General features: G+C 62.9%; 20 protein-coding genes. 8 read left to right on the top strand and 12 right to left on the bottom strand.

The genetic code is table 11. From position 1 onward, the window contains the following. The 4 genes from NCS00_RS14620 to acnA all read left to right on the top strand — a co-directional run. Positions 1-228 (top strand): citrate/2-methylcitrate synthase (locus NCS00_RS14620; protein WP_284502723.1); only part of this gene is annotated, 228 nt, incomplete at its 5' end. 89 nt (positions 229-317) lie between these two features. Continuing rightward, the gene (locus NCS00_RS14615) at positions 318-830 is read left to right on the top strand and encodes a hypothetical protein (RefSeq protein ID WP_008354065.1); all 513 of its coding nucleotides are present in this window, start codon (positions 318-320) and stop codon (positions 828-830) included. Between the two features lie 32 nt (positions 831-862). Further along, on the top strand, positions 863-2,314 hold the full coding sequence (locus tag NCS00_RS14610) for a bifunctional 2-methylcitrate dehydratase/aconitate hydratase (RefSeq protein ID WP_175982957.1): 1,452 nt from the start codon (positions 863-865) through the stop codon (positions 2,312-2,314). 39 nt (positions 2,315-2,353) lie between these two features. Continuing rightward, positions 2,354-5,059 (top strand): aconitate hydratase AcnA, encoded by a 2,706-nt coding sequence (gene acnA / locus NCS00_RS14605; RefSeq protein ID WP_008354067.1) that lies wholly within the window; start codon positions 2,354-2,356, stop codon positions 5,057-5,059. A 96-nt stretch (positions 5,060-5,155) separates the two neighbouring features. On the opposite strand, the gene NCS00_RS14600 is transcribed toward acnA, so the two are convergent. Further along, the gene (locus tag NCS00_RS14600) at positions 5,156-5,479 is read right to left on the bottom strand and encodes a DUF2917 domain-containing protein (RefSeq protein ID WP_008354068.1); all 324 of its coding nucleotides are present in this window, start codon (positions 5,477-5,479) and stop codon (positions 5,156-5,158) included. A gap of 301 nt (positions 5,480-5,780) precedes the next feature. Here NCS00_RS14600 and NCS00_RS14595 point away from each other — a divergent pair, with 301 nt between their 5' ends. Continuing rightward, entirely contained in the window at positions 5,781-7,205 is a 1,425-nt protein-coding gene (locus NCS00_RS14595; RefSeq protein ID WP_175982956.1) for an aminotransferase-like domain-containing protein, read from the top strand. Here NCS00_RS14595 and NCS00_RS33510 read toward each other — a convergent pair. After that, positions 7,202-8,032, bottom strand: coding sequence for an NAD(P)-dependent oxidoreductase (locus NCS00_RS33510; protein ID WP_175982955.1), 831 nt, complete (start codon positions 8,030-8,032; stop codon positions 7,202-7,204). The genes NCS00_RS14595 and NCS00_RS33510 overlap by 4 nt on opposite strands. Before the next feature lie 127 nt (positions 8,033-8,159). Next, entirely contained in the window at positions 8,160-9,611 is a 1,452-nt protein-coding gene (locus NCS00_RS14585; RefSeq protein WP_008354071.1) for an NAD-dependent succinate-semialdehyde dehydrogenase, read from the bottom strand. A 153-nt stretch (positions 9,612-9,764) separates the two neighbouring features. Here NCS00_RS14585 and NCS00_RS14580 point away from each other — a divergent pair, with 153 nt between their 5' ends. Continuing rightward, positions 9,765-10,181 carry a MarR family winged helix-turn-helix transcriptional regulator gene (locus tag NCS00_RS14580; RefSeq protein ID WP_008354073.1) on the top strand — a complete coding sequence of 139 codons (417 nt, stop codon included), beginning with the start codon at positions 9,765-9,767 and terminating at the stop codon, positions 10,179-10,181. Between the two features lie 58 nt (positions 10,182-10,239). On the opposite strand, the gene NCS00_RS14575 is transcribed toward NCS00_RS14580, so the two are convergent. Genes NCS00_RS14575 through NCS00_RS14565 form a run of 3 tightly spaced genes read right to left on the bottom strand, consistent with a single transcriptional unit; the run spans position 10,240 to position 12,284 of the window. Then, positions 10,240-10,851 (bottom strand): hypothetical protein, encoded by a 612-nt coding sequence (locus NCS00_RS14575; RefSeq protein WP_008354074.1) that lies wholly within the window; start codon positions 10,849-10,851, stop codon positions 10,240-10,242. A gap of 32 nt (positions 10,852-10,883) precedes the next feature. After that, positions 10,884-11,657 (bottom strand): molybdopterin-dependent oxidoreductase, encoded by a 774-nt coding sequence (locus NCS00_RS14570; protein WP_250440360.1) that lies wholly within the window; start codon positions 11,655-11,657, stop codon positions 10,884-10,886. A 3-nt stretch (positions 11,658-11,660) separates the two neighbouring features. Further along, positions 11,661-12,284, bottom strand: a complete 624-nt coding sequence (locus NCS00_RS14565) for a cytochrome b/b6 domain-containing protein (RefSeq protein WP_250440359.1) — start codon at positions 12,282-12,284, stop codon at positions 11,661-11,663. 115 nt (positions 12,285-12,399) lie between these two features. Between NCS00_RS14565 and NCS00_RS14560 the strand changes: the two genes are divergently transcribed. Further along, positions 12,400-13,071, top strand: coding sequence for a heavy metal response regulator transcription factor (locus tag NCS00_RS14560; RefSeq protein ID WP_250440358.1), 672 nt, complete (start codon positions 12,400-12,402; stop codon positions 13,069-13,071). Next, a complete protein-coding gene (locus NCS00_RS14555) occupies positions 13,068-14,489 on the top strand; it encodes a heavy metal sensor histidine kinase (RefSeq protein WP_008354078.1) in 1,422 nt (473 codons plus the stop codon). Before NCS00_RS14560 ends, NCS00_RS14555 begins: the two co-directional genes overlap by 4 nt. Here NCS00_RS14555 and NCS00_RS14550 read toward each other — a convergent pair. The 6 genes from NCS00_RS14550 to fdrA all read right to left on the bottom strand — a co-directional run bounded on the left by NCS00_RS14550 (position 14,440) and on the right by fdrA (position 21,128). Next, positions 14,440-15,366, bottom strand: a complete 927-nt coding sequence (locus NCS00_RS14550) for a LysR substrate-binding domain-containing protein (protein ID WP_008354080.1) — start codon at positions 15,364-15,366, stop codon at positions 14,440-14,442. The two genes, NCS00_RS14555 and NCS00_RS14550, sit on opposite strands and share 50 nt — an antisense overlap. Before the next feature lie 84 nt (positions 15,367-15,450). Then, positions 15,451-16,713 (bottom strand): cytosine permease, encoded by a 1,263-nt coding sequence (locus NCS00_RS14545; protein WP_250440357.1) that lies wholly within the window; start codon positions 16,711-16,713, stop codon positions 15,451-15,453. A 29-nt stretch (positions 16,714-16,742) separates the two neighbouring features. Further along, positions 16,743-17,135 carry an allophanate hydrolase-related protein gene (locus NCS00_RS14540; RefSeq protein ID WP_175982951.1) on the bottom strand — a complete coding sequence of 131 codons (393 nt, stop codon included), beginning with the start codon at positions 17,133-17,135 and terminating at the stop codon, positions 16,743-16,745. 40 nt (positions 17,136-17,175) lie between these two features. Further along, positions 17,176-18,138 carry a carbamate kinase gene (gene arcC / locus NCS00_RS14535; protein ID WP_250440356.1) on the bottom strand — a complete coding sequence of 321 codons (963 nt, stop codon included), beginning with the start codon at positions 18,136-18,138 and terminating at the stop codon, positions 17,176-17,178. Beyond that, on the bottom strand, positions 18,135-19,562 hold the full coding sequence (locus tag NCS00_RS14530) for a YlbE family protein (RefSeq protein WP_250440355.1): 1,428 nt from the start codon (positions 19,560-19,562) through the stop codon (positions 18,135-18,137). The genes arcC and NCS00_RS14530 overlap by 4 nt, the downstream gene beginning before the upstream one ends. A gap of 15 nt (positions 19,563-19,577) precedes the next feature. Continuing rightward, positions 19,578-21,128: an acyl-CoA synthetase FdrA gene (gene fdrA / locus NCS00_RS14525; protein WP_250440354.1), complete on the bottom strand. Its 1,551-nt coding sequence runs from the start codon at positions 21,126-21,128 to the stop codon at positions 19,578-19,580. Positions 21,129-21,157 lie beyond the last annotated feature (29 nt).

Below are 21,157 nucleotides of genomic sequence, written 5' to 3'. Positions count from 1 at the left end.
TGGGACGCGAAGAAGATGTTCCCGAACCTCGACTGGTTCAGCGCGGTTTCATATCACATGATGGGCGTGCCGACCGCAATGTTCACGCCGCTCTTCGTGATCTCGCGCACGTCGGGATGGAGTGCGCACATCATCGAGCAACGCATCGACAACAAGATCATCCGGCCGAGCGCGAATTACACCGGTCCGGAGAATTTGAAGTTCGTCCCGATAAATAAGCGAAAATAGCGGACTGCGCGATCGGATTTCACGATGAGGAAATCCACCCCGCGCGGCAAACGCCATCCAACCCCAATGTTTTTGAAAGGTTTTTTTCGATGAACAAACTTCTGATCGCTGCAATCGCCGGCACGCTGGCTACGACGAGCGTCTTCGTCAGCGCCGACGCCTTCGCTGCGACCGCGACCGATGCCAGCAAGGCCAAAACCACGGCCAAGCGTCCCGCTCCGGCGCGCCGCCTGATCAAGCGCAGCCCCAAGGCCGAAGCGGCCGCGGCGGCCAAGGTTGATCCGATTCCCGAAGGTGCAGTGAAGTGGTCGTGCAAGGACGGCAACGCTTTCTACCTGAAAGGCGACATGAAGCGTGACGCAATCGTCACCGTGAACTGGGCCAAGAAGGATTACAAGCTGCCGCGTCAGGACACGACGACCGGTGCGGATCGTTTCCACGATTCGGCATCGGGCATGGATCTCGTCGTGATCCCGACCAAAGCAATGCTGTTCTCGGACAAGGACTCGTCGCGCCTCGCCGACGAGTGCATGACGCCCGAAATGGCAGCGGGCGGCGCAGCGCCGACCCAATCGAACGCGCTGATCAAGAACGCGGAGTAAGTTAGCTCGGCACTTAAATCAGGAATCCCTCGATGTCCGCACCGATTTCCAATGTCCGGCCCGAGCCGGACAAGGTACTCGTCGAAATAGTCGACTACGTGCTCGACTACAGTGTCGACAGCACGCTTGCGCTCGAAACGGCGCGCAACTGCCTGATCGACACGCTCGGCTGCGGACTCGAAGCCCTTTCGTACCCCGCCTGCACCAAGCTGCTGGGACCGATCGTGCCGGGCACGATCGTCCCCAACGGTGCGAAGGTGCCAGGCACCCGGTTTCAACTCGACCCCGTTCAGGCCGCCTTCAACATTGGCGCAATGATCCGCTGGCTCGATTTCAACGATACGTGGCTCGCCGCCGAATGGGGTCATCCGTCGGATAACCTCGGCGGCATCCTCGCCACGGCGGACTGGCTTTCGCGCAACGCGATCGCGTCAGGCAAGAAGCCGCTCGTCATGAAAGACGTTTTGATCGCGATGGTCAAGGCGCACGAAATTCAAGGCTGCATCGCGCTCGAGAATTCGTTCAACAAGGTCGGTCTCGATCACGTTTTGCTCGTCAAAGTGGCCTCCACCGCGGTCGTCGGGCAGATGATCGGCCTCACGCGCGACGAACTCGTCAACGCGGTGTCGCTCGCCTTCGTCGATGGTCACGCGTTGCGCACGTATCGCCACGCGCCGAACACGGGCTCGCGCAAGTCGTGGGCAGCGGGCGATGCAACCTCGCGCGCCGTGCGCCTCGCGCTGATCGCGAAGACCGGCGAGATGGGTTATCCGTCGGTTTTGACCGCTGAAACATGGGGCTTTTACGACGTGCTCTTCAAGGGCAACGCGTTCGCGTTCCAGCGTCCGTACGGCTCGTATGTGATGGAGAACGTGCTGTTCAAAATTTCGTTTCCCGCGGAATTCCATGCGCAAACGGCCGTCGAAGCGGCAATGACGCTGCACGGCGAGCTCGAGCAAGCCGGCAAATCCGTCGATGACATCCGCAAGATCACGATTCGCACGCACGAAGCCGCGCTGCGCATCATCGACAAGAAGGGGCCGCTCGACAACCCCGCGGACCGCGATCACTGCATTCAGTACATGGTCGCGGTGCCGCTGATTCACGGCCGCCTCACCGCGGCCGATTACGAAGATTCCGTCGCGCAGGACCCGCGCATCGACGTGCTGCGCGCGAAGATGGAATGCGTGGAAGACCCGCAGTTCACGAAGGACTATTTCGATCCGGACAAGCGCTCGATCCCGAATGCATTGACCGTCGAATTCAACGACGGATCGAAGCTCGCCGAAGTCGAAGTGGACTATCCGATCGGTCACAAGCGTCGTCGCGCGGACGGCATACCGCTGCTCGTCGAGAAGTTCAGGACGAATCTGGCGCGCCGTTTCCCGCAGAAGCAGCAGCAAGCGATCCTCGCGGTATCGCTCGATCAGGCAACGCTCGAAGCGATGCCGGTCAATGAATATGTCGATCTGTACGTGATTTAAGCAGCGCAATTTCCTCGTCTTAGTCCAAGGAAAATAACCATGGCCCACAATCTCCACAACACGCTCAAGGAATTCGACAGCGGTTCCGGCAAAGGCAAGTTCTACTCGCTGCCGCAACTCGGCGACGCGCTGAAGGTCAAGATTCAGCGTCTGCCGGTTTCGATTCGTCTGGTGCTCGAATCGGTGCTGCGCAACTACGATGGCAAGAAGATTTCCGAAGAACACATCGAACAGCTTGCGAACTGGAAGCCGAATGCCGCTCGCGTCGATGAAATTCCGTTCGTCGTCGCGCGTGTCGTGCTGCAGGACTTCACCGGCGTGCCGCTGCTCGCCGACATCGCCGCGATGCGCGGCGTCGCGAAGCGCGCGGGCAAGGATCCGAAAGCGATCGAGCCGCTCGTACCGGTGGATCTCGTCGTCGATCACTCGGTGCAGATCGATCACTTCCGCGAGCCGAACGCGCTCGATCTGAACATGAAGCTGGAATTTCAGCGCAACAACGAGCGCTACCAGTTCATGAAGTGGGGCATGCAGGCGTTCGACACGTTCAAGGTCGTGCCGCCCGGCATCGGTATCGTGCACCAGGTGAACCTCGAATACCTCGCGCGCGGCGTGCATCAGAAGGACGGCGTCTACTATCCGGACACGCTCGTCGGCACCGACTCGCACACGACGATGATCAACGGCATCGGCGTGGTCGGCTGGGGCGTGGGCGGCATCGAAGCGGAAGCGGGCATGCTCGGCCAGCCGGTGTATTTCCTGACGCCGGACGTCGTCGGCGTGGAGCTGAAGGGCAAGCTGCGCGAAGGCTGCACGGCGACCGACCTCGTGCTGACCATCACCGAAATGCTGCGCAAGGAGAAGGTCGTCGGCAAGTTCGTCGAGTTCTTCGGCGAAGGCACGGCGTCGATCGGCGTGCCGGATCGCGCGACCATCGGCAACATGGCGCCCGAGTACGGCGCGACCATGGGCTTCTTCCCCGTCGATGAAAAGACCATCGACTACTTCAAGGGCACGGGCCGCACCGACGCCGAAATCGCCGCGTTCGAGCAGTATTTCAAGGCGCAGAAGCTGTGGGGCGTGCCGAAGGCCGGCGAAATCGACTACACCAAGACGCTCACGCTCGATCTGGGCACGGTCGCGCCGTCGCTGGCTGGTCCGAAGCGTCCGCAAGACCGCATCGAAATCGGCAATGTGAAGAGCACGTTCATCGACCTGTTCTCGAAGCCGGTGGGCGAAAACGGCTTCAACAAGAAGGCCGCCGAGCTCGAAGCGAACTACACGACGGCCGACGGCGTGAATCTCAAGAACGGCGACGTGCTGATCGCCGCGATCACGTCGTGCACGAACACGTCGAACCCGAGCGTGCTGCTCGCCGCCGGCTTGCTGGCGAAGAAGGCCGTCGAAGCGGGTCTGACGGTCGCGCCGCACATCAAGACGTCGCTCGCGCCGGGATCGCGCATCGTCACCGAATATCTGACGAAGACGGGCCTCCTGCCCTATCTCGACAAGCTCGGCTTCACGCTCGCCGCGTACGGTTGCACGACGTGTATCGGCAATGCGGGCGATCTGACGCCCGAACTGAACGATGCCATCACGAAGAACGACGTCGTCGCGGCAGCCGTGCTGTCGGGCAACCGCAACTTCGAGGCGCGCATTCACCCGAACATCCGCGCGAACTTCCTGGCCTCGCCGCCGCTCGTCGTCGCCTACGCGATCGCTGGCAACATCACGCGCGATCTGATGACCGAGCCGGTCGGCAAGGGCACGGACGGCCGCGACATCTATCTCGGCGACATCTGGCCGACGAGCGACGAAGTTCATGCGCTGCTCAAGTTCGCGCTCGACGCGAAGGCGTTCCGCGAGAACTACTCTCAGCTCACGAAGGAAGGCGACCTGTGGAGCAAGATCGCGGGCGAAAGCGGCCAGGTCTATGACTGGCCGAAGTCGACGTACATCGCCGAGCCGCCGTTCTTTGGCAGCGAATTCTCGATGAAGCCAGCCGATTCGATTCCCGCGGTCAAGGGCGCGCGCGCGCTCGGCATCTTCGGCGATTCCGTGACGACCGACCACATCAGCCCGGCGGGTTCGATCAAGGAAACCTCGCCGGCCGGCGTGTGGCTGAAGGCGAACGGCGTGCAGAAGGCCGACTTCAACAGCTACGGCTCGCGTCGCGGCAATCACGACGTGATGATGCGCGGCACCTTCGCGAACGTCCGCATCAAGAATTTGATGATCCCGGCGAAGGCCGACGGCACGCGCGTCGAGGGCGGCCTGACGATTCATCAGCCGAGCGGCGAGCAACTGTCCATCTACGACGCAGCGATGAAGTACATCGCCGCCAATACGCCGACCATCGTGTTCGCGGGCGAAGAGTACGGCACGGGTTCGTCGCGCGACTGGGCGGCGAAAGGCACGCAACTGCTCGGCGTAAAGGCCGTGGTCGCGCGCAGCTTCGAGCGTATCCATCGCTCGAACCTCGTCGGCATGGGCGTGCTGCCGCTGCAGTTCAAGGGCTCGGACAGCGTGCAGTCGCTGAACATCACCGGCGAAGAGACGTACGACATCGAAGGTCTCGGCGACGACTTCAAGCCGCAGCAGGAAGTCACGCTCGTGATCCATCGCAAGGACGGCAAGGACGATCGCGTGCAGGTGCTGCTGCGTATCGATACGCCGATCGAAGTCGACTACTACAAGCACGGCGGAATTCTGCCGTTCGTGCTGCGCTCGCTGCTCGCGGCGTAAAAGGCTCAAGCAGTTTTGCAGGTGACCGCGCTCGAAAGAGCGCGGGAACATTGGACCCGGCCACGGCCGGGTTTTTTTTCGCCCTTCTTTGGCTCCCTACGCTTTGGAGATCGCGATGCGCGGCCACGTCGTCCGGCGGGCGAACAACGCGCGCACCATCTCCCTCAGGCGACGCGCGCCCGCCCGCGTCGAATCGGACGACATCGAGAACCAGCTGGCGTCCGTCGTCCCGCTGACCCAGATCGTCGTGTAAGGCTTCAGTTCGACGGACGCGCCCGCGTCCAGCCAGTAATCGTCGGCGCCGCCTTCGATGGTCAGCCAGATTTGCCCGCGCGTCACGCGCAGCGTTTGGGGCCGATCGATCACCCAGCGCGTAGGCGCATCGCGCCCGTCGAGTTCGAATGTCCGGATTTCACGCATGATGCCGCTCCTTCAGATCGCGTAACTGATAGGCCGCCCGACAGAGATGCAAGAGCAGCCGTTGATCCTATTATTCGACCGATTGCGAACAGCTTGAATGAACACTTGTGAACAGTTTGACCGAAACTGTTAAGCCAAATTGACCGAACAGTTCGCATCGATCTGACACTTTAAAAACACTCTAGCTAGCCATTCGGCCAGTCTTGACGCGGGTTTTCGGATGCGTTCGAATGGCAAGACGACACTGGCGAACAGCGAACTCGAACTGTTCACAGCAAATCACTGAACAGTTTCAGACATCATGAATGCACTTCCGCTTCACATCGACAGCGGCACCGGCGTGCCGCTGACCGAACAGATCGTCAGTCAGATCGAAGCGATGATCCGCTCGCGCCGCGTGCTCGCGGGCGCGAAGCTGCCGTCGATTCGTCAGCTTGCCGCCGAGCAGCGCATCAGCCGCTTTCCGGTGATCGAGGCTTACGACCGTCTCGCGTCGCGCGGGCTCATTCAGCCGAAGCACGGCTCCGGGTTCTATGTGGCGAATCACGTCGATGAACGCGACAGCAACGCGGGCAATTGCGATCCGCGTCTGGCCGAAGAGGAATCGAACCAGATCCTCCAGCAGTTCAACTATCCCGGCGAGACGCTGAAGTTGTCGAGCGGCTTCATTCCCGAGGCATGGCGCGATGTGGACGGCCTGACGCAGGCGATCCGTCAGGCGTCGCGCACCGACGTATCGAGCGTGATCGATTACGCGATTCCCCACGGCGACACCGATTTGCGTCAGCAAGTCACGATGCGGATCAACGCGCTCGGCATCGACGCCGATCTTCCCAACGTGATGATCACGAACGGCGCGAGCCAGGCGCTCGATCTCGTCGTGCGCTACATGCTGAAGCCGGGCGATACGGTCTTCGTCGAGGATCCCGGTTACTACAATCTCTTCGGGCTCCTGAAGCTGCAGGGCGTGCGGCTCGTCGGCGTGCCGCGGCTCGCGAACGGACCCGACATCGACGTCGCGGAAGAACTGCTGAAGCAGCATCAGCCGAAGCTTTTCTTCATCAACACCGTGTTCCAGAACCCGACTGCGACGAATGTCGCGCCGCAAGTCGCGTTCAAGCTGCTGCAACTCGCGACCCAGCACGGCTTTTCCATCGTCGAGGACGATATCTACGCCGACTTCCAGGCCGTGCCGACGCAACGGCTGGCATCGCTCGATCAGCTCGATCGCGTGATCTATGTGGGCGGCTTGTCGAAGACCTTGTCGTCGTCGCTGCGCATCGGCTATCTCGCGGCGAATCGCGAGCTCGTGAAGAATCTCGTCGACGTAAAGGTGCTGACGAGTCTCGGCGGCACGCGCTTCGCCGAAAGCGTCGCGGCGGGCCTGCTGGAGCGCGGCACGTATCGCAAGTATCTGGAGCGCTTGCGCAAGCGCGTGCGCGATTCGCTGTCGAGCGCGGTGCAAACGCTCGAAGGCTATGGATGGGACGTGTTCGACGAGCCGAGCGGCGGCAACTTCGTATGGGCGAAAGTGCCCGGCATCGACGATTCATCCGTGCTCGTCGACGAAGCCGTGAAGTTCGGCGTCACGCTCGCGCCGGGCAGCTATTACCGCCCGAACGGCGAGGCGTGTGCGTGGGTGCGCATCAATTCGGCCTATGCGGGCGACCGGCGCGCGGCGCGCTTCTTCGAGTACATGACGGAAACCGCGGCCGCGCGCGCTTAACGACGTTCGCTGAAGAAACGTTCGAGCGCGTCCGTCGCGTCCTTGTCTTTCGCAAGCCGCGCGTAAAGTCCGGCCGCGCCTTCGTAGATGCGATGCTCCGCGAACTCGTCGCCGACGAACTCCGCGATCTCTTCCATCTCCGCGACCCAGCGATAGGCCTTCGGCGGCATGCGCGGCACATTGCCCGCGAGCCACGCGGCAAGCGCGGGCTGGCTCGCCGCGAGTTCGCTGAGAAGCGCATCGCCCGCGCCGTTGCGCATCGCGGCGAGCGCCATCGCCGAGCCGAGCGCCGTCAGCCCTTTCGTGATGCCCGCATACGACATCTTGAGCGCGGATGCGGCGCCGTTCGGGCCGTCGAGCACGCGCACGACGAGACCGTGATCGGCGAGTAGCTGAGTGCGCTTCGCATGCGGTCCCGACATGTAGAACTTCGGCGCCGATGGCTGACCGATGATCGATGCATCGACGAACGGCGTGCGCGTCGGTTCGAGCGCGCGCTCGATCTGGCCGACGGTAGCGGGATTGATCGCATTGCAGTCGATGTAGACGGGCTGCGCGCTCGCGCGTTCGAACAGAGGAGCGAGGCGCTGCGCGGTATCGACAGCGACCGAGGGCGGCACGATCGACAGAATGAAGTCGCACGCCACGAGATCGTCGAGGCTTGCATCTTCCATGCTGGCTTCGCGCGCACGCGCTGCGCTCGCCGCGCTGCGTCCTTCGAGCGATGTCAGCACGCGCGCACCGCCTTGCGTCAATGTACGGCCAATGGCCGATCCCATGCTGCCTGCGCCGAGAATTGCGATCGTCGGTTGTTTCGATTGCGTCACTTGCTGGCTCCTGTAGCTTTGTTCGATGACGATTCATACCGCGCTCATTCGTCATCCAAACTATCGGATCATCAAGGAAAGCGGCCCGTCGAAGGGCCGCCGTCCAACTAACCTACCGACTCGCGAATCAACGATGCTCCGTCACGAACTTCGTGACGAGATACGCTTCCATCGCTTCGCTGCCGCCTTCCGAGCCGTAGCCCGAATCCTTGACCCCGCCGAACGGCGTCTCCGGCAATGCGAGGCCGTGGTGATTGATCGAGAGCATGCCGCTTTCGATATCGTCCGACACCGCCGCTGACGTCGCCGCAGAGCTCGTGTAAGCGTAAGCGGCAAGCCCATAAGGCAGGCGATTGGCCTCGGCGATCACTTCGTCATACGACTTGAACGATGCGATCGGCGCGATCGGGCCAAACGGCTCTTCGGTCATGATGCGCGCGGAGAGCGGCACATCGGTCAGCACGGTCGGCGCGAAGAAGTAGCCTTCGCGGCCGATGCGCTCGCCGCCCGTCAACACCTTCGCGCCGTGCTCGCGCGCATCGGCGACGAGGCGTTCCATCGCTTCGAGGCGGCGGCCGTTCGCGAGCGGACCCATCTGAACGCCATCGTCGAGACCGTTGCCCACTTTCACCGCGCTCGCGGTGGCGACGAAGTGCTGCACGAACTCGTCATACGCGGATTCTTCGACGAGAAAGCGCGTCGGCGAGATGCAGACCTGACCCGCGTTGCGGAATTTCGCCGATGCGAGCATCTTCGCGGCGCGGGGGATGTCGGCGTCCTTGAACACGATGGCCGGCGCGTGGCCACCCAGTTCCATCGTCACGCGCTTCATGTGCTCGCCCGCGAGCGACGCAAGCAGCTTGCCGACGGGCGTCGAACCGGTGAACGAAATCTTGCGGATCGCGGGATGCGCGATCAGATACTTCGAGACATCGGCGGGCACACCGAAGACGAGATTCAGCACGCCGGCGGGCAGGCCCGCATCGGCATAAGCCTGCACGAGCGCCGCGCAGCTTGCGGGCGTTTCCTCGGGGCCTTTGAGCACGACCGAGCAACCCGACGCGAGCGCGGCCGATACCTTGCGCACCGCCTGATTGATAGGGAAATTCCACGGCGTGAACGCGGCGACCGGACCGACCGGCTCACGCGTCACGATCTGACGCACGGCATCCGTTCGCGACGGAATCACGCGGCCATACGTGCGGCGCCCTTCTTCCGCGAACCATTCGATGATGTCCGCTGCCGACAGCGTTTCGATGCGCGCCTCGCCGAACGGCTTGCCCTGCTCCATCGTCATGATGGCGGCGATCTGTTCCGCACGCTCGCGAATGTTCTGCGCCGCGCGACGCATCAGCTTGCTGCGCTCGTAGGGCGAAACCTTGCGCCATTCCTTGAAACCGCGCGCGGCGGCGTCGGCGGCGAGCGAAAGCTCGGCTTCGCCCGCGAGCGCAAGACGGCCGATCTCCGCTTCGTTCGCCGGATTGATGACGGCCGTGTCGCGCGAACCGTCGCGCCACGCGCCGTCGATATAAAGCCGGGTATTCGGATAAGCCGGAAGGTCGGAACGAGTGTTGCTCATGCATGTCTCCTTGAGAGTGGCGTGGCCAACGTTGCTTGCGCCGGACCATATGACGCAGACGGCCATGGTATCGCGGCCACGTAAAATCTGCTGACGCGCGCTACGTTCAATCGATAGTTGCAGATCGAATTACATGACACGACGGTGACCCGTATGTTCGACCAATGCCTTTATTTCAACACCACCGCACTCGCGCGCGCACTCGAACGCGAATGGGCCAAAGCGTTCAAGCCGTTCGGACTCACGCCGTCGCAGGCGTTCATGTTGCGCGCGGTTGTCGAGCATCCCGGGCAGCTTCAAGGCACGCTTGCCGATGCACTCGCGATCACGCGCCCCACTGCCACGCGCACGCTCGACGGACTGGCGAAACTGGGGCTCGTCGAGCGCTGGTCCACTGAACGCGATGGCCGCGAATCCGCCATTCATCCGACCGATTCCGCGGTCGCGATGATGAAGCGCATCGGCGCGGTCAGCTCTGAGGTCACGCGGCGCATGAAGCGCAAGCTCGGCAACGCGCGTTTCGACGACACGGTGTCGAGCGTGAGGCATATACGCACGACGCTGGAATGACAAACGCCCGCGATCGATGATCGGCGGGCGCGTGCAGGGACTTTGTCGAAGGGGACGCTTACATCGGCGGCGCGACGCCATCCTTCTCCACGACGATGCGTTGCGCCGCGAAGTCCGAACCAGCCGGAGTCGCGACGACGAACACTTTCTTTCCGGGCTTCAGGTCATCGTGCGTCGCGGGGGCGAACGTCACAACGGGCACGTTCTCCGGTACGGTCACCGAGTTCGCGCCGCCCTTGTACGAGAGCTTCAGATCGCGGCCGCTCGTGCCTTGCACGACCTGGTCGACGTTCGCGTTGGTCATCGAACTCTTCGGTCCGAGATCCCATTCATAGTGGCCTTCGCCTGTGCCGCGCGCGGCTTCCGGGAACACGAGTACCTCGGTCGCGGTGAGCTTGCCGTCGGTGCCGGTGGTCGCAGCCGTGCCGACGAACGAGCCCGGCTTGATGTCCTGCAGCTTGATGTTCTTCAGCGCGGTGACGGGCGTATCTGCCTTGACGGCGATCTTCACGGTGTCGCCGCTGCGTCGATGAACGGTCAGCGTATCGCCCGACAGCGACACGATATCGCCGCGAATGCGCGCGGGTTTCGCGGCGGGCGTCTGAGCAAGAGCCGCGGATGCGAGTGCGAGCGTCACGATGCTGACGCCAAGTTTGAGTCGAATCGACATGCAATCTCCTTCTGGTGATGAAAGCAAAGGCTTCAGGAACCGCCGAACCAGTTGTAGCCCTGGTTCTCCCAATAGCCGCCGGGATAATCGTTCGTCACAGTGATCGCGACGATGTGCTTCGGATTCTTGTAACCGAGCTTGGTCGGCATGCGCAGCTTCATCGGGAAGCCGTACTTCGCCGGCAAAATCTGGCCGTCGTAGGTGAGCGTGAGCAGCGTCTGCGCGTGCAGCGCGGTCGGCATGTCGATGCTCGTCGAGTAGTTGTCGGCGCAATGAAAGGCCACGTATTTCGCGCTCGTATCGGCGCCTGCACGCGCGAGGATTTGCGCGAATCGCACGCCGCCCCACTTGCCGATCGCACTCCAGCCTTCGATACAGATATGCCGTGTCACCTGGCTTTCCTGCGGCATCGCGTGCAGTTCGTCGAGCGTCCACACACGCTTGCCTTTGACTAGGCCGCCAATCTCCAGCTTGTATGTCGATGGATCGACTTCGGGCACTTCATCGATGTCATAGAACGCGTTGAACGGAAACGGCCGCGTGATCATCGAGTCGGGATAAGTCGGCGCGAGCTGGTTCGGGTCGAATAGCAACGCCTGCATGTCGTCGTTGAAGGATGAAATGCGGCGCAGCATCGCGTTGACCGATTTGTCGTCGGTGATGTTGCAGCCCGACAGCATCGCGAGGCCGCCCAGCGAAAGAATGCGCTTGCCGAACAAACGGCGCGCCGGCGCCTTCAGTTCCTTCGCGGCATCCTTGATGATGAGTTCAGCGTCGGGTCTCGATTTGAATAGCTTGAGCGACATGTGTTAGCGACCTCGGATCATCAGCACGAGCGAGCGCGGCACGAGCGCGACCATCGCGACGTGCACGACGAAGAACGCCACGAGAAAACTCATGCCGAAGAAGTGCACGATGCGAGCGTTGTCGTAACCGCCCATCAACGTGCGAAGCAAGGGAAACTGCACCGACTTCCACACCGCGAGTCCCGACAGGATCACGATCGCGATGTCCACGATCACCGCGAGATACGCGAACTTCTGCACCGCGTTGTAATGCGTGAGATCGTCGTGACCGAGCTTGCCGCGTAGCGCGGCGAAGGCGTCGGTGAAAATGCTCTTGACGGAGAGCGGAAACATGCGGCGGCGCAGGCGTCCGGTGAAGAGATTCATCGCGATGTACACGATAAAATTCGCGACCAGCAGCCACATCGCCGCGAAATGCCATTGCAGCGCGCCGCCGAGCCAGCCGCCGAGCGTGATCGCGGACGAGAAGGTCAGCGATTTGAAAATCGGCGATGCGTTGTAGATCTGCCAGCCGCTCGTCACCATGATCAACACGGCGAACGCGTTGAGCCAGTGCGTGATGCGCAGCCATAACGGTTGGATTTGCACGTCGTCGAGCCTCGCGAGTCGTTGAGATTTCGAGGGCATGGTAGCGACGCGCCGCTGATCGATCGATGACCTCTCGATGACTTTTTTGTCATCTTTGCGAGCGTCGCGCGCGCTCTGGCTAGAATGTCGGCAATCCATCGAATGCAGTGCGAGCATGACCATCCTCGTTATCGAAGACGACCGCAAGACAGGCGACTACCTGAAGAAAGGGCTCATCGAGTCCGGCTATCAGGTCGAGCTCGTTCGCAACGGCACGGACGGTCTGCACCAGGCGCTCGCGAATTCCTACGAACTGATCGTGCTCGACGTGATGCTGCCGGGCATCGACGGCTGGCAGGTGATGTCGGCCTTGCGCGCGAAACGTGACTTGCCTGTCATTTTTCTCACCGCACGCGATCACGTGACGGACCGCATTCACGGACTCGAACTCGGCGCGGACGATTATCTCGTCAAGCCCTTCTCTTTCACCGAACTCGTCTTGCGCATTCGCACGCTGCTCAGACGCGGCGTGATGCGCGGATCCGATACGTTCCAGATCGCGGATCTTCATGTGGATGTGCTGCGTCGCAAGGTGACGCGCAAGGGCATCGACATCGTGCTCACGAACAAGGAATTCGCGCTGCTGCATCTCTTTTGCAAGCATCAGGGCGAGGCGCTGTCGCGCACCCTGATCGCATCGGAAGTGTGGGACATGAACTTCGACAGCGACACCAATGTCGTCGACGTCGCGGTGAAGCGGCTGCGCGCGAAGATCGACAATCCATTCGATCTGAAGCTCATTCATACGGTGCGCAGCATCGGCTATTCGTTCGGGGAGAATCCTTGAACCGGCCATCGCGCTCGCTTGCGGTACGTATCGCGTTGTCGTTTGCGGTGATCGTGTGCATCGTCGTCGGCATGATCGGCGCATCGCTCTATCACGCGACGAATCGCGCGCTGTCCACGCGCGCGGATTACCAGCTGATCGCGCGCGTCGAGCATTTCCGCTCGCTTCTGCACGATCTCTACACGATCAAGGAAATCGAAGCGCGACCTCGGCTCTTCGAAACGATGCTAGGCGATCGTCAGGACGTCATCCTCTTCCGACGCGCGGGCTCGGGGCCTTTCATCTACGTCAATCCGGAGAAGATGCCGTTGCCGCCGCTCGATGTCGTTCCTGTGACGCGCGCCATCGGACTCGATGACCTGTACGAAGGCTCGCGCGCGGACGGCGTGCGGATGCGCTGGGTCGGCGCGCAGGCGCGCATCGGCGAGAACGGCGAGGTCGTCGAGATCATCGCCGCGCATGTGATGACGCAGGAAGCGATCGTGTTGTCGGCGTATCTGAAGCGCGTATGGATCAACGTGATCGGCGCGGTGCTCGTGACGTTGCTGCTCGCTTACTGGGTCACGAGCCGCGGACTCATGCCGCTCAAACTGATGGCCGATAAAGCCGCCGAAATCACGCCGAACCGATTGTCCGCGCGGCTCGACGTCGCCCATGCGCCCGCCGAATTGCAAAGCCTCGCGGCGTCGTTCAATGCGATGCTCGACCGGCTCGAACACGGCTACGAGCGTCTGGTGCAGTTCTCCGCCGATCTCGCGCATGAACTGCGCACGCCGATCGGCGTGTTGGTCGGTCAAACGCAGGTCACGCTCGCGCACGAGCGCAGCGTCGCGGAGTATCGCAGCGTGCTCGAATCGAATCTGGAAGAACTGGAGCGCCTCGCGCGCATCGCGCAGAACATTCTCTTTCTCGCGCAGGCGGATCATGAGCAGCAACAGATCGAACGGGAGCGGCTCGATATCCGCGAAGCGCTCGAGACGATCGGCGCTTACTTCGAAGGCATCGCCGATGAACGCCGCATCACGTTCGATATCCAGGCCGAAGGCGAAATGCTTGCGAATGCAATCATGTGCCGCAGGGCGATCGGCAATGTCGTCGTGAATGCGGTGCGTTATGCGACGGCGGGCACCGTGGTCCGGCTGCGCGGTTACGCGGATGAACAAGGCGCGAGCATCGTCGTGGGCAATCGCGGCGCGCACATCGAGAAGGAAGAGCTCGCGAAGCTGTTCGACCGCTTTTATCGCGGCGACGCGGCGCGCAGCGAGTTCACGGAATCGAGCGGACTCGGCTTGTCGATCGTTCAGGCGATCATGCGGCTGCATGGCGGCGTCGCATCCGCCGAATCCACGCCGGACGGGTGGATCGAATTCACCTTGCGCTTCCCTGCTGCGGAGCATCGCCGCACAACCACGCCCTGAATTCCGGTCGCATCAGATAGTCGACGCACCATGCCCGCACCTTGCCGACGCCATCCGAACGATGCGCGAGGAAGAGCCGCGTCGCGTGCTTCTGCTCCTGAATCGACTTACTGACGAGCCCGGCGTCGCCGAATGCCGCGCGGATATGCGTGGGCACATAGCCGATCGCGACATTGCGCGCGATGATTCTCACGGCCATCGAAAAGTCGGGAACGAAGATCGGCTTCTGCCCTTCCAGAAGCCACGCATGCATCGGATCGAAATCGATCGACGTGTCCTTGATGCAGACCGCCGGATACTTCCGCAACTCCGCGCTTTGCAGGATATGCGGCGCATCCGCGAGCGGATGATCGGCGCCCACGAGAAAGTCCCACGCGAGATGGCCGAGCGCGACGCTCGTGATGCCGTCGGTCTTCGGCACGAAATGCGGCGCGCCGACGACGATATCCGCCTTGCTTGCATAGAGCGCGTCCCAGCAGCCGTTGTACACCTCCTGCTGGATCGTGACGCGCGTCGTCGGATACGCATCTTCCAGATCGCACAAGAACTGGATGATCGCGTCGCGCGGCACGATGTTGTTGACGGCCACGGTGAGCTCGGGCTCGATGCCCCCCTGAACGATGGCGAGATTGCATTTGAGCGCCTGCAGATCGTCGAGAATCGCCTTGCTGTGCGCGATGAAGTATTCGCCCGCCTCGGTGAGCCGGATATAGCAACCGCGGCGCTCGAACAGCTTCGCGCCGAACGATTCCTCGAGCTTCCTGACGGTGTAACTGATCGCCGACGGAACCTTGTTCAGCCGTTCCGCGGCCGCCGTGATGCTTTGATACTGCGCAACCAACCGGACTATCCGAATGCTTTCGTCCGAAGTGAACATCGAGCCTGCTTCCACATGAGTATTTGTCCTGCCACATGAGCGAAGCGCGCGATGAACACCGTGCGCTTCGCTCACATCGTTGCGTCAGTGCCCGCTGGGCTTGACAGTGCCGCTCGCCTGCGCGAACCGGCTCAGGATCATGTAGCCGATGCACGCAACGAGAATCGAATCGAGTGAGGGAATCGACGTGACCGTGAACATGCCGTTCACCGTCGCGAAACCCGTGAGCGATCCGAGAATCCACGCGACGAAGGTCATGATCTTGATCTGCGGTTCGCGCGCTGGCGCGGCAGCATCATACCCGTTGCGCCGATACATCACGAAGTCTGCGATATAGATGCCCGCGACGGGCGGCGTCGCGATGCCGAGGAACAGCAGGAACGGAATGAACCACGACATGATGTTCATGCTGCCGACGATCGCCGCCAGCACGCCGAGCGCAACGGTGATCTGCCACTTCGGAAAGCGCGTGATGAGCGTCGATGTGACGAGCGTGCCCTGGAACATGTTGCCCGCGTTGCCCGTGACCGTCGCGAAGATCAGCAGCAAGGCGGCCGGCAAGGTCGCGCCGAACACGGCCATCGCGGTGAGCAGCGAGCTCTTGCCCGTGAGCACGCTCGGCGTCGCGCCCGCCCAGTACAGCAGCGGATAGGCGATCAGGAACGTGAGCAGCGCGCCGCCGACCGCGTGTTTGCGGTTATGCGTGAAGCTGCCGAAGTCGGGCAAGGTCGCGACCAGCACGATGATCGTGCCGACGACCGTCGATACCGCGACGCCCATCGGCATGCCGGCGATCGCATCGACGGCAGGCGGCTGGCCATTTAGCGCGACGCGCACGATATAGCACATCATCAACGCGATGACCGGCACGGCGAACTGCGCCACCTTGCCGAGCACTTCGAAGCCGAACGCGGTGGACGCGACGAAGATCACGCAGCCGATCGCGACGAGCAGCGGCGCGGGCACGTTCACGCCATGTTGCGCGAGCAGGTCGGCGACCGAGTGGCCGAACATGTTGGCCGTCACCGCGATCCATCCGAACAGGCTGACCGCGAGCAGCACGTTGATGGCGATCGCGCCTTTCTCGCCGAACGGATACTTCACGATGCCGTAGGTCGGCAGCCGTGCTTTCTCGCCGACCGAGATCGTGATCGACGCGAGAATCGCGAGGATCAGGCTGCCGATCCCGACGACCTTGATCAGATCGCCGTTCGACATCTGATTGCCGAGACTCGACGACGACAGCAACACCGGCGTGACGGCGATGCCGAGCAGGATCATCGCGATGCGATAGCCCGGCGCAGTGCCGGGCGAAGCGCTGACCCGGCTCTCTTTCGATTGACTCATGACAGTTCCTTTGCTGATGCCGATTTCATTCAGGGCGTGTAGTGGTGGCCGGTGTATTCGCGCCATCCGCCGGATGCCGTGATCTCCTTCTGTCCTTCGACGAGCCACGGTTCGGCGAGGACGCCGAGCACTTCGCTGCCGTCCGCGAGCACGACCTTGCCGATCGAAAGACCCGCCGGTTCGCTGAGCAAGAGCGCGCCGAGATTGGCCATCGGCAATTCCCAGACTTCCAGCGATACGGCCACGCCGCCGCTCTTCACGCGCAACATGCCGGGATGACGATCGTTGATGGTCCAGATGCGATAGCACGCGTCCGTGCGATCCTCGCGCACGAATTCGCCCTTCGCCGCCAGCATGTTGTGGTTCAGCCCGAGGCCGCGCATCAGCGTGCCGTTCACCGCGAGCAGTGTCTTGTCGTTCATGTGTGTCCTTCTCCTTGTTGATGTCGGGGGCGTATGCGCGTTACGGCGTGATCCACGTACCCGTGCGCCGTTCGAGCGCGGGCCTGATCGCCGCCGGACTCGTGATGAGCCCTTCGCCCGCGTGGCCGTCCGGTCCGGTGTGCGACACGAAGCGCAGAATCGCCTCCACTTTCGGCAGCATGCTGCCCGCGCCGAACTGACCCTGCGCGATCAGCTCGCGCGCTTCGCTCACGCTCATCGTGTCGAGCCAGCGCTGCTCGGGCGTGCCGAAGTTCACCGCGACCTGTTCGACGCCGGTCGGAATCAGCAGCAGATCCGCTTTCAGTTGCTGGGCGAGCAGCGCCGATGCGAGGTCCTTGTCGATGACCGCCTCGACGCCGGACAGCTTGCCGTTCTTGCGCACCACCGGAATGCCGCCGCCGCCGCACGCGATCACCACGCAGCCTTGCGCGAGCAGGCTCGCGATGACATCGCGCTCGATGATTTCAAGCGGCTCCGGCGACGGCACCGTGCGCCGCCAGCCGCGTCCCGCGTCTTCCATCAAGGTCCAGCCGAGCTCTTCCTGGCGCTTCTTCGCGGTCGCTTCGTCGAAGAATGCGCCGACCGGCTTGGCCGGCTTCTCGAACGCGGGATCGTCGGCGCTGACGCGCGTCTGCGTCACGAGCGCAACGACGCGCCGTTCGATGCCGCGACGGTGCAGCTCGTTGGTCAGCGCCTTCTGGAACATGTAGCCGATCGCGCCTTGCGTATCGCCCACCGCGTAGTCGAGCGGCACGGGCGCGACTTCCTGAGACGCGAGCTCGGAACGCCGCAAGATGAAGCCGACTTGCGGCCCGTTGCCGTGCGTGAGCACGACGTTCCATCCCGCCGCGATCATGTCGGCGATATGTGTCGCGCTCTCCGTCACCGCTTCGTATTGATCGGGAATGCTCAGATGACGATCGTCGCGAATCAGCGCGTTGCCGCCCACGGCGACGACTGCCAGAGGTTTTCGAACTGTCATGATGCTTGTCCGCTGTGTTGTTTGACGATCTGGGCGAGCGCGCGAATGGCTTCGACGAAGCACTCCATCGGCGCGGTCGTGATGCCTGCGCCGATCTGCCCGACGCCTGCTTGCTTGTGAGCGATGCCCGTATTGATGACGGGCAGGATGCCGCGGTCGGCCACCTTGCGCGCATCGATGCCCGCGGCGGTCGGCGCGAAGTTGAGCGCGGGCAGCGTGAACGCCGGATTGCCGCCGAGCGTGATGGCCTGCATGCGGCGGCTGTTCGCGGTCGCATCGGCGGGCGTGCCGCCGACGAACTTCACGATCGCGGGCGACGACGCCATCGCGAAACCGCCCACGCCGGCCGTTTCGGTGATCGCGCTGTCGCCGAGATCGGCGGCTGCGTCATCGACGCCATAGCCCGGAAAGAACAGGCCCTCGACCGGATTCGCCTTCGCCTGGAACCAGCGGTCGCCGGTGCCCGACAGACGGATGCCGAAGTTCACGCCGTTGCGCGCCATCACCGAGACCATCGAGCTGAAAGGCACGTTGGCGCACGCGTCCATCATGGCCTTGCACGCGGCCATCGAGATGTTGAGGAAGAAGTGATCGTTGGCGATGATCGCCGCGCTCGCTTCGCGAATCTGCGCGAGCGGCAGTTGCGTGCCGAGCAGCGCGGGCACGATGCGCTTGATGAAGAGGCCCGTCGCCGCGCTGTTGCGATTGTGGACTTCATCGCCCATATGCAGCGCCTGCGCCATCAGCGGCTTCAGCTCGATCTCGCCGGACACCGCGAGCGCGGCCTTCAGCGCGGGCGCGAGCGTCGCTTTCATCCAGCGCAGACGGTCGAGCACTTTCGTGCTGTTCGCGCCGAAGCGCAGCACCTTGCCGAGACCTTCGTTCAGATTGCTGTACGTGCGATGCCCGTTCGCCTTGTTCTCGACGACGAAAAGCGGCATCGACGGACTGATGATGCCCGCCATCGGACCGACGGCCTGATGGTGGTGACACGGCTCGAGATCGACCTTGCCGTCGAGAATCAGGCGTTCGGCGGCGGCGTGATCGGCGGCCCAGCCTTCGAGCATCACCGCGCCGATGATCGCGCCCTTCACCGGCCCGCACATGTTCTCCCACGCGATCGGCGGACCGGAGTGGAGAATCAGCTTGCGCGCGCTCATCGCGCTGATTGCTTCGGATGCCGTAGCGATGTCTTTCAACACCGGCTGCGCTTCGAGATAACGCGCGAATGCAATGTCGTTCGCCTGCTCGACGAGCGGATGACGCATCAGCCACGCGAGATCGAGGCCCGCGGCGACATCGCCGAGAGCGGGCGGCTGCCAGTTGACGTGACTGACTTCGCCGCCCGCGAGACGCAGGTTGTCGGCGAAGCTCGTGAGCCCGCAGTTCACCACTTTCAGTGGCTGACCAAACAATCGGTTCATTCTTTTTGCTCCTTTTTACGCGTGGCGTCGCGCCTGCAGACGCGCGACGCGGCTCGCCCACAACGCGGCCTCGGCGTTGCATCCGGCGACGAGAACGCCTGCCTCGCGCAATGCGTCGATCTGACGGCTTCTGACTTGCGGATCGGATTCCGTGCCGCACACATGCGCGATCAACAGCGGCGCGTTTTCGCGCGGCAATTGCGCCAGCAATGCGATGAGCCCTTGCGCCGGTTCGTCCGCCGCGCCGTAACCGAGCACGAGATCGAACAGCACGACGGCAGTTGCGGGATCGAGCATCTCGGCGCGCACGCGTTCGTCGCGCAGGGTCGGGTCGATCATCGGATGCGGACGGCCGCGCGTGAAATCGTCGTCGCCCATGTCGACGATCGTGTGGCCCTCGCTCTTCCAGATATCCGCGAGCTTCGCGTTGCCTTTCACCGGCGTGTTCGAGCTCGCCATGAAACCTTCCGCCTTGCAGAGCAGTTGGCTCTCGTAGCAGAACGTGCCGCCCGCGAACACGCCGCGAATGAACTTGCGGCCCGCGCCGAGCGTTTCGCTCCGCTTGACGAGCGTCGCTTCGTCGTTGGCTTCCACGCGCGCGACGCTCGCCGGCAGCGGCGCGCCGTTCAGCAACGCGACGGCGAACTGCGCGGCATCGGCGAGCGTGTGCGCGGGCGTGAAGCCCGGCGCGCGCATCTCGTCTTCGGAAGCGCCGAGAAAATTCACGACGACGGGCTTGCCCGCCTTGCGCGCGCTCTCCAGAATGCGCTCCGCAACCGCGCGTGCGGGCGGCTTGGAGATCAGCACGATCACGCGCGTGTCGGGATCTTCGGCGAGCGCGTCGAGGCCGAATTGCATCGAAATGCCGCCGATGTCCTCATGCAGATCGTGTCCGCCCGTGCCGAGCGCCTGCGAAATGCCCGCGCCGAGCTGGTCGATACGGCAGGTGACTTCCTGCAGCCCCGTGCCCGATGCGCCCACGACGCCGATGCCGCCGAGCCGCACCACGTTGGCGAAGCCGAGCGGCATGCCGTTGACGATGGCCGTGCCGCAGTCGGGGCCCATGACGATGAGGCGCTTTTCGCGCGCGAGCGTCTTGATGGCCTTTTCGTGCGCCATGCTGACGTTGTCGCTGAAGAGCATGACGTTCATGCCGAGCTGCAGCGCCTTGATGGCTTCGGCGGCCGCGTAATCGCCCGGCACCGAGATGAGCGCGAGGTTCGACGCGGGTTCGTCGTCGCAGACCATCGCGAGACTGGTGGCCTTGAGCGCTTCGCTCGTCTGCGTGTCGGATGTCGACACGCGCGCGCTCAGGCGTTCGCGAGCGAGACCGAGCGCTTCTTCGCAAGCGGCTTCGTCGCCGCGCACCGCGATGACGAGATCGTTCGGGCTTGCTTTCACGTCGTCGCCGAGTCCGGCGTCGGCGAGCTGCACGAGATTGGCCGGCGTACCCATGACGACGGACGCCTGCTCGACGCCCGGCAGCTTGCCGATATGCGCCGAAATCTGCATCAGGGAAACCGAATCCTGATACAGATTTTTGAATATTTCGATTTTGATGGCCATTGCACCTCTCCGTTCTTTAAATGCGATTC

Source organism: Caballeronia sp. AZ1_KS37, from assembly GCF_023631165.1.
In the GTDB taxonomy this organism is placed as follows: Bacteria; Pseudomonadota; Gammaproteobacteria; order Burkholderiales; family Burkholderiaceae; genus Caballeronia; species Caballeronia zhejiangensis.
Note: the sequence above shows the minus strand (reverse complement) of the source record. Positions and strands in the feature narration are given on the sequence as shown.

Coding starts and splice junctions, on each gene's coding strand:
- NCS00_RS14615 (WP_008354065.1), top strand. CDS start 318: ATGAACAAACTTCTGATCGCTGCAATCGCCGGCACGCTGGCTACGACG.
- NCS00_RS14550 (WP_008354080.1), bottom strand. CDS start 15,366: ATGTTCACTTCGGACGAAAGCATTCGGATAGTCCGGTTGGTTGCGCAG.
- acnA (WP_008354067.1), top strand. CDS start 2,354: ATGGCCCACAATCTCCACAACACGCTCAAGGAATTCGACAGCGGTTCC.
- NCS00_RS14580 (WP_008354073.1), top strand. CDS start 9,765: ATGTTCGACCAATGCCTTTATTTCAACACCACCGCACTCGCGCGCGCA.
- NCS00_RS14560 (WP_250440358.1), top strand. CDS start 12,400: ATGACCATCCTCGTTATCGAAGACGACCGCAAGACAGGCGACTACCTG.
- NCS00_RS14595 (WP_175982956.1), top strand. CDS start 5,781: ATGAATGCACTTCCGCTTCACATCGACAGCGGCACCGGCGTGCCGCTG.
- NCS00_RS14575 (WP_008354074.1), bottom strand. CDS start 10,851: ATGTCGATTCGACTCAAACTTGGCGTCAGCATCGTGACGCTCGCACTC.
- fdrA (WP_250440354.1), bottom strand. CDS start 21,128: ATGGCCATCAAAATCGAAATATTCAAAAATCTGTATCAGGATTCGGTT.
- NCS00_RS14610 (WP_175982957.1), top strand. CDS start 863: ATGTCCGCACCGATTTCCAATGTCCGGCCCGAGCCGGACAAGGTACTC.
- NCS00_RS14565 (WP_250440359.1), bottom strand. CDS start 12,284: ATGCCCTCGAAATCTCAACGACTCGCGAGGCTCGACGACGTGCAAATC.
- NCS00_RS14585 (WP_008354071.1), bottom strand. CDS start 9,611: ATGAGCAACACTCGTTCCGACCTTCCGGCTTATCCGAATACCCGGCTT.
- NCS00_RS14570 (WP_250440360.1), bottom strand. CDS start 11,657: ATGTCGCTCAAGCTATTCAAATCGAGACCCGACGCTGAACTCATCATC.
- NCS00_RS14540 (WP_175982951.1), bottom strand. CDS start 17,135: ATGAACGACAAGACACTGCTCGCGGTGAACGGCACGCTGATGCGCGGC.
- NCS00_RS14600 (WP_008354068.1), bottom strand. CDS start 5,479: ATGCGTGAAATCCGGACATTCGAACTCGACGGGCGCGATGCGCCTACG.
- NCS00_RS14530 (WP_250440355.1), bottom strand. CDS start 19,562: ATGAACCGATTGTTTGGTCAGCCACTGAAAGTGGTGAACTGCGGGCTC.
- arcC (WP_250440356.1), bottom strand. CDS start 18,138: ATGACAGTTCGAAAACCTCTGGCAGTCGTCGCCGTGGGCGGCAACGCG.
- NCS00_RS14545 (WP_250440357.1), bottom strand. CDS start 16,713: ATGAGTCAATCGAAAGAGAGCCGGGTCAGCGCTTCGCCCGGCACTGCG.